Raw genomic sequence first — 13,246 nt, 5'->3', positions numbered from 1 at the left:
CCTGGGGGCGGGTCTCCCCAGTGCCAGCCGGGCACGGCCTCCACGTCGGCGATGATGTCGGGGTCCAGGTGGCCGTTCCAGTAGTTCGCGCGCAGAGCGCTGATGCAGCGGCCCAGCGCGACGCCGTAGGCGCGGGTGCGGGGCGGGACGTCGACGCTGTGGCGGTGCTGCTCGTAGCGGCGCAGCGCCGCAAGGACGACTGCCCATGGGGTGGGTTGGGCCTCCCCGGAGGCCGGTGGGTGCGCGCAGCACAGCGTGCCGGTGGTGTTCACCGCCGTTGCGTGGGGGTGTCGTTCTGCAGCGCGAGGATTGCCGCGACCGGGTGTACCTCGTCGTTGCCGAGCAGCGCCAGTGCGGCGCAGTGCCCGCCACGGGGAGCGGTTGTGGGGTAGCCGGAGCGCACCCAGCCGACGAACCGCGCCACGACGCTTCCCGGTGCGGTGTTCATGACGTCGCCGCCCCGGCGGGCAGCTGGGGCTCAATGTTCAACTCTGTCAGCAGATCTCGGATCCGGTCGTCGAGGTTGTCGAAGATGCAGTCGACCCTGCTTGGGGCACAACCGGCGGGGTCGTCGATCTTCCAGTTCTGGTAGCGCGGCCCAGGCAGGACGGGGCACGCATCGCCGCAGCCCATGGTCACCACGACGTCCGCGGCGCGGATGATCTCCTCGGTCCACGGTTTGGGGTATTCGCCGGAGATGTCGATGTCATGTGCGGCCATCGCCGTCACGGCCTCGCTGTCGACAACGCGGCCGGGCATCGAGCCTGCCGACCAGGCCACGGCGCGGTCGCCGGCCAATGCGGTGAACAATCCCATCGCCATCTGCGAGCGCGCGGTGTTGTGGGTGCAGACGAACAAGACAATGGGTTTCTCGTCGCGGGGGTGCCCCTCGACTGTGGCGAGCGCGGTGAGGCGTTGCCGGGCGAAGCGTTCGGCCAGCAGCGGCAGATAGTTGGTGATCGCCGCGCCGAGGGCGAGCGTGTCGTAGGAGGAGTACAGGAACTCCTCGATGGTCTCGATGCTGAACGTGTCGGCGTAGTCGCGACACATCCGGGTGGCCGCGGTGTGCATGGCTTGCCGCTGGTCGACCGACAGCGCCGCACGCGGCGACAACACGCTGGTCACATTCCCCTCCTTAGGTACCGACCGCATGGGCGAGAGTGCTGATGCGCCCGGACAATTCATCGACCACGGCGTCAAACGCCGACGGCTGCGCGGCGGTCACCGGGTCGGGGACCGACCAGTGCAGCCGCGCCAGTCCGGTGGGTAGATGCTCGTGGGCGTTGTCGCAGACCACCACCACCAGGTCGTCGGGGCGCAGCACATCGTCGAGCAGTTGGGGTTGCTGATCGGCGAGCGTAAGGCGGTGGCGCTGCGCGGCATCGACGGCCAGCGGGTTGATCTGGTCGGCGGGGTGGGTGCCCGCCGAGGTGGACGGAATGGCTGACTGCTGGTTCCACAAGGCGGTGGCCAGCTGGCTGCGCGCCGAGTTCTGCGTACAGACGAACACCACCCGCGACGCAGGAGATGACGTCACCGGCAGCAGATCCCGCAGGCCGGTCGGGGCGAGCCGCACATAGGTGCGGCGACGATCGGCGTGCGACGTGTCGCGCAGCACCAGGCCGCTGGCCTGCAGCACGTTGAGGTGATGGGCCACCAAGTTCGACGGCATGGATAGCGCGGTCTGCAGTTCCGACGGCGACGCGTCACCGAGCGCCAGGTAATCCACGATTCGCAGACGGTGGGGGTCAGCCAGCGCGGCGTGCATGGCCACCCGCTGCTCCACCGACACCGATCGCTCAATATTCATTGCCTCAATGATGGCTGAGTCATTAGGGGTTTGTCTAGAGGCTGGCGGCGCGGGTGGGGCTTCTGGTTGGGCGGGGAGCGCCGGGACGATGGCGGTCGAGTGGGGGGCGGCCAGATGCGGTTCGGCGTCGTCGACGAGGACCGGGGCCAGGCGGTATCCGGCGCCGCGGACATTCCAGATGAGGGGGCCGCCGTGGGTGCGTTCCAGCGGCAGTTTGGCGCGCAGGCGTTTGACGTGCACGGCGATGCTGTTGGTTTTTTGCGACTGGCCCCACACGACGGCGGCGATGTCTTCGGCGCTGCACACCCGGCCGCGTTGGGCGCAGAAGAACAGCAGGACCTCGAGTTCGCGGGCGGTGAGGATCGCGGTGTGCCCGTGCAAGGTGGCTTGGTGGCTGGCGCGGTCGACGCGCAGCGGCCCGGCGGTCACGATGTCGTGCGGTGCGGGCGGGGGCGTGGAGGTCAACGCAGTCGCCTCTCGTGGCGGTGTCGGCAGCAGACGGCCTGCGTGTAGGCCGTCTGCTCATTGTGGTCGTCGACGACGACACCGCCACGGTGCAACGTTGGTGTCGGTGCTGTTAGCCGAATCGGCCGCTGATGTAGGCCTCGGTGCGCGGATCTTCGGGGTTGGAGAACAGCGCCTCGGTGGTGGTGTATTCGACGAGCTTGCCCAGCCGTTTTCCGTGTTCGTCGGCCTCGGCGGTGAAGAAGGCGGTGCGGTGGGAGACCCGGGCGGCCTGCTGCATGTTGTGGGTGACGATGATGATGGTGAACTGCTCGGCCAGGCCCACCATCAAATCCTCGATTTTGGCGGTGGCGATGGGATCGAGCGCTGAGCACGGCTCGTCCATCAGGATCACCTCGGGGCGGGTGGCGATGGTGCGCGCGATGCACAGCCGCTGCTGTTGGCCGCCGGACAGGCCGGTGGCGTTCTGCTTGAGTTTGTCTTTGACTTCCTCCCACAGGGCCGCCCCGCGCAGCGCTTCTTCGACCACATCGTCCATGCTGGCGGGCTTCATGCCGGTCACCCGCGGCCCGTAGGCCACGTTGTCGTAGATGGATTTGGGGAACGGGTTGGGCTTCTGGAACACCATGCCGACCCGGCGGCGCAGTTCGATGACATCCACGCCGTCCTGGTGAATGTCGGTGCCGCGGAAGCGGATTGTGCCATGTACTCGCGCTGAGGGCACCAGGTCATTCATCCGGTTCAAGCACCGCAGCACGGTGGACTTGCCGCACCCGGACGGGCCGATCAGGGCGGTGATCTCGTGGCGCTGGAAGGCCAGGTTGACCCCGGCGACGGCCAGGAAGTCGCCGTAGCTGACGCCGAGGTCCTCGGTGGTGATCATGCCGGCGGACACCTTGGTCTGCGACGGCGGTGTGGGTACCTTCCTGGTGTTCAGCTTGGCGAGGAGGGCTTTGTCCTGCTCGTCGAGATCAGCGGACGCGGCGGTGGGCAGGGTGGCGGGGGTGGACTCGTTCATGAGGAAGTCTTTCTGGAAGTGGGGGTGGTCGGTCACCAGCGGCGCTGGAAGCGGTTGCGCATCCAGATCGCCAACGCGTTCATCGCGAGCAGGATGATCATCAGCAGCAGGATCGTGGCCCAGGCCAACTTCACGTTGTCGGCTTCGGGTAGCTTGACCAGGTTGAAGATCTGCACCGGAAGCACGGTGTAGCGGTCGAGCACCCCGTCGGGATTGACCGTGACGAACACCGTGGCCCCGACCAGGATCAGTGGCGCGGCCTCGCCGATGGCCCGCGACAGCGCCAGGATCGTGCCGGTGGCGATACCGGACACCGCCGACGGCAGCACCTGTCGCCAGGTGGTCTGCCATTGGCTGGCGCCCAACGCCAGCGAGGCATCCCGGATGTCGCGGGGCACCGCCCGCAACGCCTCGCGGGTGGTGATGATGATGACCGGCAGGATCAGCAGCGCCAGTGCCGCCGAGCCGGCCAGTGCAACCGGCCCGATCGACAGCGGTCCGCGCACCACGAACGCCAACGTCAAGATGCCGTAGATGATGGTGGGCACCGCCACTAGATTCTGGATGTTCAGTTCGATCAGCCGGTTCCACCACCGGGTGTTGTCGGCGTATTCCTCCAGGTAGATGGCGCCGGCGATGCCGACAGGCAAGGCCAACACGATGGTGCCCAGCATCACCCACAGCGTGCCGAAGATCGCTGACTGCACCCCGGAGGTTTCGGGCCGCAACCGTGAGGGCTGCTCGGAGATCAATGCCCAGTCCAGCCGGGAGAGGCCTTCCACCAGGATCGCGCCCAACACTGCGAGCAGGAACAGACACGAGACAACCAGGCACGCCCATAGCGCTGCGGCGAACACCACCGAGCCGATGTCGGGCTTGGTCTTGTTGTCGGTGCTCAGGTCCGGGCGGGCCACGGGCGGATCAATCGATTGCGAAGTCATCAGTAGGCCTGTCGATATTTGCGCACCAAAGCGATGCTGAAGATGTTGATCACCAGGGTCATCAGGAACAGCAGGGCCCCGACCGCGAACAGCGAGTAATAGACCGGGCTGCCCTGCGGGGCGTCACCGCTGGCGACCTGGGCGATAAATCCCGTCATGGTCTGAGCGCCCACCAGCGGATTGATCGTGAACACGGGCTGGCTGCCCGCCGCGATCGCGACGATCATCGTCTCCCCGACCGCCCGCGACATGCCCAACACGATCGCGGCCACGATTCCGGACAGGGCGGCGGGAATCACGACCCGCACCGTGGTCTGCATGCGATTGGCTGACAACGCATAGGACCCTTCGCGCATCGCTCGCGGCACCGCGGACATCGCGTCCTCCGACAGCGAGGCCACCGTCGGCACGATCATGAAACCCATCACGATGCCCGGGGACAGGTTGTTGAAGATCTGCGCGCCGGTCACCGACTGCAGCACCGGGGTCAGCAGTGTCAACGCGATGACGCCGTAGACCACTGTCGGCACGCCGGCCAGGACTTCCAGGATGGGTTTGACGGTGCGTCGGACACGCTCGCTGGCGTACTCCGACAAGTAGGTGGCCGCACCCAAACCCAGGGGTACCGCCACCGCGAGCGCGATCACGGTCGTGGTCAGCGTGCCCATCACCAGCGGCAGCACCCCCCACTGCTTATCCGTCCACGACGTCTTGGCCCCGAAGCCGGCCGTCCAGGTGGTACCGGTGAGGAATTCGACGATGCTGACGTTCTGGAAGAACGTCAGCAGCGGGGTCAGCAGCGCGATCACGATGCCCACGGTGACGGCCACCGACAGGAACGCTGAGGACGCCAGCAGTGCCTTGATAACGGCTTCGCCGGGGCGGCGGCGACCGGTGATCAGGTCACCGCCGGCGCCCAGACCAGGATCGGTCGGGGCGCCCGCGGTCACAGACTGTGAACTCACTTGCCTTCCTTGGCGTGCAACGCGTCGAGGTCTGCACGTGCCGTCGCGAGCTGCTCCTCGGTCAACGGGATGAACTTGGCCGCTTCCACGATGTCGGTGTTGGAATCCAGGTAGAAGTCCGCGAACGCCACCACCTGCGGCTTGGCCAGGCCAGCGTCGGAGACGTAGATGAACAGTGGCCGCGACAGCGGCTTGTAGGTGCCGTCCTGAGCGGTCTGCACCGACGGAGCCACACAGCCGTCGCCGCCGTCGACCTCGATGCCCTTCACCTTGTCGGCGTTGGCTTCCAGGTAGGAATAGCCGAAGTAGCCCAGCGCGCCCTTGGTGGCCGACACACCCTGCACCGTCACGTTGTCGTCTTCGGTGGGGTTGTAGTCGGTGCGGCTAGCACCTTCTTCCCCGTTGATGGCCTGGGTGAAGTAATCGAAGGTGCCCGAATCCGACCCCGCACCGAACAACTGCAACGGCTCATTCGGGAACGACGGGTCGACCTCATTCCAGTTCTTGACCGTCGAGCCCGGCGCCCAAATCTTCGTCAACTGGTCCACCGTCAGGCAGCTCGCCCAGGTGTTCTCCTTATTCACCACCACCGACAGCGCGTCGTTGGCCACGATCAGCTCGCTGTATTCGATGCCGTTCTTGGTGCAGATTTCGATCTCACTGTCCTTGATCGGCCGCGACGCATCCGAGACGTCGGTCTCGCCGGCGCAGAACTTCTCGAACCCACCGCCGGTGCCCGAGGTGCCCACCGTGACGTTGACATCCGGGTGCTGCTCCATGAACAGCTCCGCGGCCGCCGACGACAGCGGCTCAACCGTGCTGGAGCCATCAATGACGACCGGACCAGACACTTGGCCCTCCACTCCCGAGGCGCCGCCGTTGCCACCCCCACCGCAGGCCGTCAACGCCAATGCGGCGGCCGCACCCATCGCCGCCCAGCCCGCGCGCTTCCGAAGGCGGATCTTCACATGCATCTCCTCATCGCTGAGACACCTCGAAGTCCACATCCAGGTGCCGGTTCATCGTTCTGTCGGGTACACAAAACACAAGTAGTATGAACGGAATATGAACTGACATTGACAGTGCCAGACATGTCTCGCGAGCACCGCTGATCATCTAAGGGAGATGCCGAAGGGCGCATCCGCGCGAGCACTAGCGCGATGCAGTGCGGGCGTCGAGTCGCCCCAGGTGCTGGGCGGGGCTGATCCTTTGTTGCTCGCACCGGCAGACAGGCAGCGCACCTGTGATCCGACGTGCGCCCTCGGCTGCGGCGACGGGTTCGCACACCTGCGTCGATGACGGGTTTAGCCGGTGAGTTTGTCTTCGCGCGGAACGGAGCCTATCCGGGTCCGCGTGCAATCGGTTCCCGCTGCAGATGAACCAGCGGCCCGACCGTCAGCAGGGGCCGAAAAAGCGTGGGACGGTACCGTCGTTGATGCCGGTACTAGCGAACGGCGCCGGACAACAGAGTCCGTGTCCATACCTGGGCGGCCATCTGGGTGGCATCCCACGGTGATCCCAGCGGCGGGGTGTAGGACAGGTCCAGCGCCGAGAGTCCGTCAACGGTCATCTCATGGAAGAGTGCGGTGGCGTAGGTGTCGACCCGTTTCGACACTTCGGCACTGCGGTGGCCGACGAGTTGGGCACCTAAAAGGCGGCCGCTGCGTTGGTCGCCGGTGATCCGGATGTGGATGGTGGTGGCGCCAGGGTAGTAGGCCTTGTGGTCATCCGGGGTGGCCGCGGTGGTGACCGGTGTCCAGCCTCGGTCGGCGGCGAGTACTTCGTGGTCGCGCAGGCCGGTACGGGCGGCCACCAGGTCGAAGACTTTGACGACCTGGGTGCCGAGGCTGCCGGCGAAGCGTGCCGCTCCTCCGAGGGCGTTCTCCCCGGCGACGCGGCCCTGCTTGTGGGCGGTGGTGCCCAGCGGCAGCCACGTCGGGCCGAGGAGACGGTGGTGGGTGTGCACGCAGTCCCCGGCGGCGAACACATCCGCCAGGTTGGTGCGCATGGACTCGTCGACGGCGATGGCACCTTTGATTCCGAGTTCGGCGCCGGCATCGGCGGCCAGCTCCACATCAGGCTTCACACCGACCACGACGAGCACGAAATCGACTGTCTGCTGCAGTGTTTCGCCGCCCCGGTGGGCGGTCACCGTCAACGCGCCGGTGGCGGTGCGGGTGACGGCGGAGACAGTGGTGTTGGTGAGGACCTGCACGCCGTGGCGTTCCAGTTCGTCGTGGACCAGGGCGCCCAGCTCGGGGTCGACGGTCGGGAGCACTTCGGGGAGCGCCTCGATCTGGGTGACGGCGATCCCGCGGGTGGTGAGTCCTTCAGCCATTTCCAGGCCGATGTAGCCGGCGCCGATGATGACCGCGGTCTTGGGGTCGCGCTGTTGTAAGGAGTCCATGACGGCGAAGGTGTCGCCCATCGAATGCAGCAGGTGCACGCCATCTTTGGGGCCGAGTGCGCCCGGTCCGGTCAGGCCGTCGATCGGTGGGAGGGCGCTGACGGCGCCGGTCCCCACCACCAGGGCGTCATAGGACAGTTCAGTGGGCGCCCCGGTGGGGTCGAGGATGTCGAGGGTGTGCTCGGCGACGTTGATTCGGGTGGCGCGGGTGTCGGTGAGGACCCGCATGCCGGTGGCGGCCAGGTCGTCGGCGCTGCGGTGCGCCAGATTGCTCCAGTGCGTGACCTCCCCGGAGACGTAGTACGGGATGCCGCAGATGGAGAAGTTCGGGTAGGCGTCGGCGACGACCACGGTGACGTCAGTGCTGGGGTCGAGTTCACGGATGCGTAGGGCGGCGCTGATTCCGGCGTCGCTGCCGCCGATCGCGACGATGTGGCGTGCGGGCATGACGAAGTCTCCTCGGTGGCATCGAGTGGCAAAAGGGGTGTGCTGCCGCGCTGCAGCTGCGAAACCGGGTTTGGGTGGGTGTCAGGACGTGGAAGTGGTCAGCGTGGTGTGCAGCTGCTGGACGCGGGTGGCGATGTCGTCGCGGACCAGGCGCATCCGGTCCAGGCCGTCGATGCCGCGCTCAGACGGTTCGTCGGTGTCCCAGTTCTCCACGCGCGTGCCCGGCAGCGGATCCAGGGTGGCTTCGCGGCCGAGGGTGACCACGAGGTCGACATCGCGAGCCAGCTCGTAGTCGACCGGCTTGGGCTGCTCAGCGGTGATGTCGACACCCACTTCGAGAAGGGCCTGGGCGGACAGCTCGTTGACCGCGGTGCCGGGTTTGGTGCCGGCCGAGTACACGATCACCGTATCGCCGGCGAGTTGGCGCATGAGACCGGCGGCCATCTGCGATTTGCCGCCGTTTTTGACGCAGACGAACAGCACTGAGGGCGTGTGGGTCTCGGTCATCGGGTCAGGCCTGTTGGGCGGTGGCGTGGAGTTCGGCGAGCAGGCGTCGGACGCGTTCTTCGATGTCGTCGCGGATGGGGCGGACCGCATCGACGTCTTGGCCAGCGGGGTCGGGTAGCTCCCAGTTTTCGTAGCGTTTGCCGGGGAAGATGGGGCAGGCATCGCCGCAGCCCATGGTGATCACCACGTCGGCGGCCTGGACGATCTCGTCGGTCCAGGGCTTCGGGAACTCGCTGGTGATGTCGATGCCGACCTCGGCCATCGCCGCGACAGCCGAGGGGTTGATGGCATTACCGGGTTCGGAGCCACCCGACCACGCCACCGCGTCCTCGCCGGCGAGGTGGGTGAAGAAACCCAGCGCCATCTGGGAACGACCCGCGTTGTGGGTGCACAGGAACAGCACGGTGGGCTTGCCGTCACTGATCTTGCCCTCCACTCGAGCCAGGGCGTGCAGGCGTTGGCGGGCGAACCGTTCGGCCAGCAGCGGAAGGAAGTTGGGGATGGTGGCGCGGCCGGCGAACTGGTCATAGGAGGTGTGCAGGAACCGTTCGATCGTCTCGACGCCGAAGCTGTCGCCGAAATCGCGCTCCAGCCGTGTCGCCGCGGTGGTCAGGGCGTGCTGTTGATCGATGGACAGGTCGCGGTGCGGCCGGACGGCGGCGGGGCTGTTAGACATGGTGCTACGACTCCTTCGTCGTCGAGATAGTGGCTGAAGATGCAGTGCTCTGATCGGCGAAACGTCGCCGCAGGGCCAGTGATACGTAGACCAGGGCGACCAGGACGGGGACCTCGATAAGGGGGCCGACCACCCCCGCCAGGGCTTGGCCGGAGGTGGCACCGTAGGTGGCGATCGCGACGGCGATGGCCAACTCAAAGTTGTTGCCCGCCGCGGTGAATGCCAGCGTCGTGGTGCGCTGATAGCCCAAACCGATCGCGGCGCCGAGCAGATAGCCCCCACCCCACATGATCGTGAAGTACACCAGCAGGGGCAGCGCAATCCGCACCACATCCAGCGGCTGGCTGGTGATCTGATCGCCCTGCAGTGCAAAGAGAATCACAATGGTGAACAGCAGGCCGTACAATGCCCACGGCCCGATCCGGGGCAGGAACTTCGACTCGTACCAGTCGCGGCCCTTCGCCTTCTCCCCGAGCCGGCGCGACAGGTAGCCGGCCAGCAGTGGGATGCCCAAAAAGATCAGCACCGACTTGGCGATCTGCCACGGCGAGGTGGCGATGGTGGTCTGCTCCAGGCCCAGCCAACCGGGCAGGACTGACAGGTAGAACCAGCCCAGGACGGCGAACATGATGACCTGAAAGATCGAGTTCAGCGCGACCAGGACGGCGGCGGCTTCGCGGTCGCCGCAGGCCAGGTCGTTCCAGATGATCACCATGGCGATGCAACGGGCCAGACCGACGATGATCAGCCCGGTGCGGTACTCGGGCAGGTCGGGCAGCATTAGCCACGCCAGGGCGAACATCAACGCCGGACCGAACACCCAGTTCAAGAACAACGAGGACAGCAGCAGTTTGCGGTCGCCGGTCACGGTGTCGAGGCGGTCATAGCGGACCTTCGCCAGCACCGGATACATCATGATCAACAGGCCGAGGGCGATCGGCAACGAAATACCGTCGACCTGAACGCTTTCCAGCGCGGTATTCAACCCCGGAATCCCCCGACCGAGCAGTAGCCCGGCGACCATCGCGACACCGATCCACACCGGCAGGAACCGATCCAGGGTGGACAACTTGCCCACCACCGGCGTCGAGGAATTCGAGGCCACCGTGTCGGTCATGCCGTCACCCCTGCCAAGGCTGCGGTATCGAGATCCAAGAGCGCTGCGATCTCACGCAGCGCCTCGGGGACCACGGCGTAATACACCCACGACGCCCGGCGTTCCGACGTCAGCAAGCCAGCGTCGCGCAGCACCTTGAGATGATGCGACACCGTGGGCTGCGAGACATCAATCCCACCCGAGACGTCACAGACGCATGCCTCACCACCGGAATGACTGGCGATCGCACTGAACAGCCGCAGCCGCACCGGATCAGCCAGCGCCTTCAACTTTCTAGCCACCTCGACTGCGGTCGGCTCACTCAACGGCTCACGCAGCAGCGGCGGCGTCACGCAACACGCGTCCGCGACCGCGCCCTCTGGATTCGACATACATCGATATTGACAGACATCGAATCTGCGGGCAAGCGAACACTTGGTGAACTCGCGCTGATAGTGATCAGGTCTTCACTCTGTCCGAGCGAGCCGCCCGCTCTGTATGTCACCAGCCAGCACGAGGGCTGACAGAGGCAGCCTTGCCGGTGCTGTCAGAACGTGCGCGGGGCCAGAAGTACTGGGGCCGCGTCGGCTAGGGCTGCGAGTCTGGCCGCCTTGCGGTCGGCGTGCTCAATGGTGATGCGCAACTGATTCACGTCGCCCAGCCACCGGTTCTTGTGGGCTTCGTCGACCTGGGCGCGAAGGTTGTCGCGAATCGCGTCGAGCCTTTCAGCCTGGGAGGGCTCTACCTCGCAAAAATCGCAGCGAAGGCAAGCATGTTCATGAGTGCAGTCAGATCCGTAGGGACGATGGCAGTTGCCGAGCGCAATCCGGCGCTGGCCGAAGTGCTCGATGAAGTCGTCCCACTCAACTTGTGTGGGCTCACGGTATTCGGCGGAGGGTCGCGCTTGTCTGCGGTTGTCGATGAAGCGGTCGTACGCTTCGAAGACATCTTTCTGATACACCGCGGTGTATCCACGGGTGACTTCGATGTTGTTGTGGCCCACGATCCTTGCGGCCAGATGAATGGGAAAACCAGCGTTGACGATGTCGGTGATGAAGATGCGACGGAAGTCATGGGGCGTGAAATAGAGCGCGGCACCATCGGCGCCCGTCAAGCCCATGTCGTTGGCCAACTCCGACAGCCATTTTCGGACTGTGCATTGGTTGATGACGCGGGAACGTCCGCCCTCGCGGATCTGGATCAGATGTGGCAGCGGCGCCGATACTTGGCGCTCCTGCGTGTCGATACGGCAGCACAGCGGGACCCGGCCGTCGATGCTGACAAACTCCACCAGTCTCGCCAACGTGGTCGTCAACTCCGGGCTGCAGGGAAATATCCGCTCTTGATCGGTCTTGCTGGGTGCGATCTGCAGGAGCGGGATCACGGTGCCATCGGGCTTGCGGTACTGCTTAATGCTCAAGTGGGTCAGTTCGAGCATCTCTTCGATCCGGATGCCGGTGTGACGCAGGATCTCGATGATCGTCCACGTCATGAAGGCGCGGGTAACGTTGTGGTGTAGGTCCACTCGTGTCTCTGCCCCATCTCGCAGGGTGTTGATGCGTACCCGATCGGCGTGTTTGCGCGGGGCGTGCTTGATGTAGGTGTTCCCCTGCACGGAGAAGGGTTCTTCGACCGGCGCGGTCTTGGCTGCGTCTTGCAACTCGACGGCTTGCAGGTAGGCGGCTCGGGCCGCGGCGACGAGTGCATCGATGTGCGGTGCGAGGGTGCGGGTGCGTGCTTGCATGCGGTGTGCCCGCTGGGCCCGGCGCTTCTGTTGACCTCGGACGTCGCGGATGCTGACCGGACACGCGACAGCCCAGTGCGCCCACGTTGAGGGATCCTCGTGGGCCCAGGCGGCCACATCGAGGTAGAAGCTGCGGACCGCTCCCAGAATGCTCTCCGCGTGGCGGCGCGGTGTTCCGTCTGGTTTGGTGCGCAACCACTCCTTCCATGCTGTCGCCTGGGCTCTGGTCAGGCTGATTGTGTCGATGCCGGGATTGGCGTCTTCGATCGGCTTCCAGAACAGCTTCACCAGGTTTCGGCTTGTTCCGTCGAGGCTGGCGTAGTCTTGGCCGGCGGCGATTTCAGCAAGGTAGGCAATCAAGAGCCTGCGAACGCTGGGGGCTCGCACGTCGAAGCGGTCGACCAGTTCGGTGGGGTTGAGGCGTTTGGCTATTAGGTAGCGCCGCAGATCGTCGGCTTCACCGGCGAACAGCCCGCCGCGGCGTCCGTAGTGCCACATGGCGTGAAGATCGCCCGGCGTCCTGCCGGTCGTGGTCAGAAATTTTCGGTAGCCCAACACGTGCTGGCTCTGCAACTCGGTGATTGGCAGTCCGTTGACGATGCTGATGCGCACAAGGTGGGTGACGGTTCGCCACGTCTTCAGTTCGGGTGCGCCCTCGTGCTCGGCAGCGGCGAAGTAGCGATCCCACGCCGCGGGTTCGTGGGTGGTTGTCCAGTCGCGGTAGAAACGGGCCTGTTTGTTCTCGATCAGCCAGTCGTAGCCTGGGCGAATCACGCCCAGGAGAATGAGGGCATTGATTGACAGCCGCGCCCCAAGCCGCGTGTATGAACCCGTCGACAAGGCGGGACACCAAGCTTTCGGCTGGTTGTCGGAATCGCTGGCTTTCCAACGGTCTTGATAGCTTTCGCCGGCGTAGCCGTCCAACCAGTCCAGCAGTCGGCTCAGCCAGAGCCGGGCGCCGCTGCGGGCTTCGGCCTCACTGCGATACTTCGCACTCATCCGCGCCATCACCAGAGGAAGCCCGGAAGCAATGATGCGCTCGCGTTCAACGGCGGTGACGGTGTTTCCGAACCACGGGTGGTTCTCGGCCATCGGCGACAACGGCGGCAACACTTCGACTGGATGGTTGGCGAACACAGACGAACTCACCAGTGACTGTGCACGTGTAAG

Annotated in this window: 13 protein-coding genes and 1 pseudogene; all 14 read right to left on the bottom strand. The window is 65.5% G+C overall.

The window, feature by feature from the left end:
• Positions 1–272 (bottom strand): Helicase associated domain protein (locus tag WBB07_RS13180; protein WP_526308313.1); only part of this gene is annotated, 272 nt, incomplete at its 3' end.
• Positions 269–448: a DUF3349 domain-containing protein gene (locus WBB07_RS13175; protein ID WP_048424140.1), complete on the bottom strand. Its 180-nt coding sequence runs from the start codon at positions 446–448 to the stop codon at positions 269–271. The genes WBB07_RS13175 and WBB07_RS13180, both read right to left, overlap by 4 nt.
• Complete coding sequence (locus WBB07_RS13170) at positions 445–1,152, bottom strand: arsenate reductase ArsC (RefSeq protein WP_270713739.1); 708 nt, start codon at positions 1,150–1,152, stop codon at positions 445–447. Before WBB07_RS13170 ends, WBB07_RS13175 begins: the two co-directional genes overlap by 4 nt.
• Positions 1,136–2,275, bottom strand: a complete 1,140-nt coding sequence (locus WBB07_RS13165; RefSeq protein WP_333563685.1) for a winged helix-turn-helix domain-containing protein — start codon at positions 2,273–2,275, stop codon at positions 1,136–1,138. Before WBB07_RS13165 ends, WBB07_RS13170 begins: the two co-directional genes overlap by 17 nt.
• A 112-nt stretch (positions 2,276–2,387) precedes the next feature.
• Entirely contained in the window at positions 2,388–3,158 is a 771-nt protein-coding gene (pstB, locus tag WBB07_RS13160; RefSeq protein WP_270713994.1) for a phosphate ABC transporter ATP-binding protein PstB, read from the bottom strand.
• 167 nt (positions 3,159–3,325) lie between these two features.
• A complete protein-coding gene (gene pstA, locus WBB07_RS13155; RefSeq protein ID WP_419125594.1) occupies positions 3,326–4,234 on the bottom strand; it encodes a phosphate ABC transporter permease PstA in 909 nt (302 codons plus the stop codon).
• Entirely contained in the window at positions 4,234–5,199 is a 966-nt protein-coding gene (pstC, locus tag WBB07_RS13150; protein WP_270713736.1) for a phosphate ABC transporter permease subunit PstC, read from the bottom strand. Before pstC ends, pstA begins: the two co-directional genes overlap by 1 nt.
• A complete protein-coding gene (locus tag WBB07_RS13145) occupies positions 5,196–6,167 on the bottom strand; it encodes a PstS family phosphate ABC transporter substrate-binding protein (RefSeq protein WP_236694298.1) in 972 nt (323 codons plus the stop codon). Before WBB07_RS13145 ends, pstC begins: the two co-directional genes overlap by 4 nt.
• A 476-nt stretch (positions 6,168–6,643) precedes the next feature.
• Positions 6,644–8,053 (bottom strand): FAD-dependent oxidoreductase, encoded by a 1,410-nt coding sequence (locus tag WBB07_RS13140; RefSeq protein ID WP_048424136.1) that lies wholly within the window; start codon positions 8,051–8,053, stop codon positions 6,644–6,646.
• Positions 8,054–8,134: 81 nt separating this feature from the next.
• Positions 8,135–8,560, bottom strand: a complete 426-nt coding sequence (locus WBB07_RS13135; protein WP_048424135.1) for an arsenate-mycothiol transferase ArsC — start codon at positions 8,558–8,560, stop codon at positions 8,135–8,137.
• 4 nt (positions 8,561–8,564) lie between these two features.
• Positions 8,565–9,236, bottom strand: a complete 672-nt coding sequence (locus WBB07_RS13130) for an arsenate reductase ArsC (protein WP_419125595.1) — start codon at positions 9,234–9,236, stop codon at positions 8,565–8,567.
• A 31-nt stretch (positions 9,237–9,267) separates the two neighbouring features.
• Positions 9,268–10,353 (bottom strand): annotated as a pseudogene (gene arsB, locus WBB07_RS13125) (ACR3 family arsenite efflux transporter); the annotation flags it as partial.
• On the bottom strand, positions 10,350–10,724 hold the full coding sequence (locus WBB07_RS13120) for an ArsR/SmtB family transcription factor (RefSeq protein WP_048424132.1): 375 nt from the start codon (positions 10,722–10,724) through the stop codon (positions 10,350–10,352). The pseudogene arsB and the gene WBB07_RS13120, both read right to left, overlap by 4 nt.
• A 155-nt stretch (positions 10,725–10,879) precedes the next feature.
• Positions 10,880–13,213 carry a site-specific integrase gene (locus tag WBB07_RS13115; RefSeq protein WP_526308308.1) on the bottom strand — a complete coding sequence of 778 codons (2,334 nt, stop codon included), beginning with the start codon at positions 13,211–13,213 and terminating at the stop codon, positions 10,880–10,882.
• Positions 13,214–13,246 lie beyond the last annotated feature (33 nt).

The organism is Mycobacterium sp. (assembly GCF_049647605.1).
Taxonomy (GTDB): domain Bacteria; phylum Actinomycetota; class Actinomycetes; order Mycobacteriales; family Mycobacteriaceae; genus Mycobacterium.
This window is presented reverse-complemented; position numbering and strand designations above follow the sequence as displayed.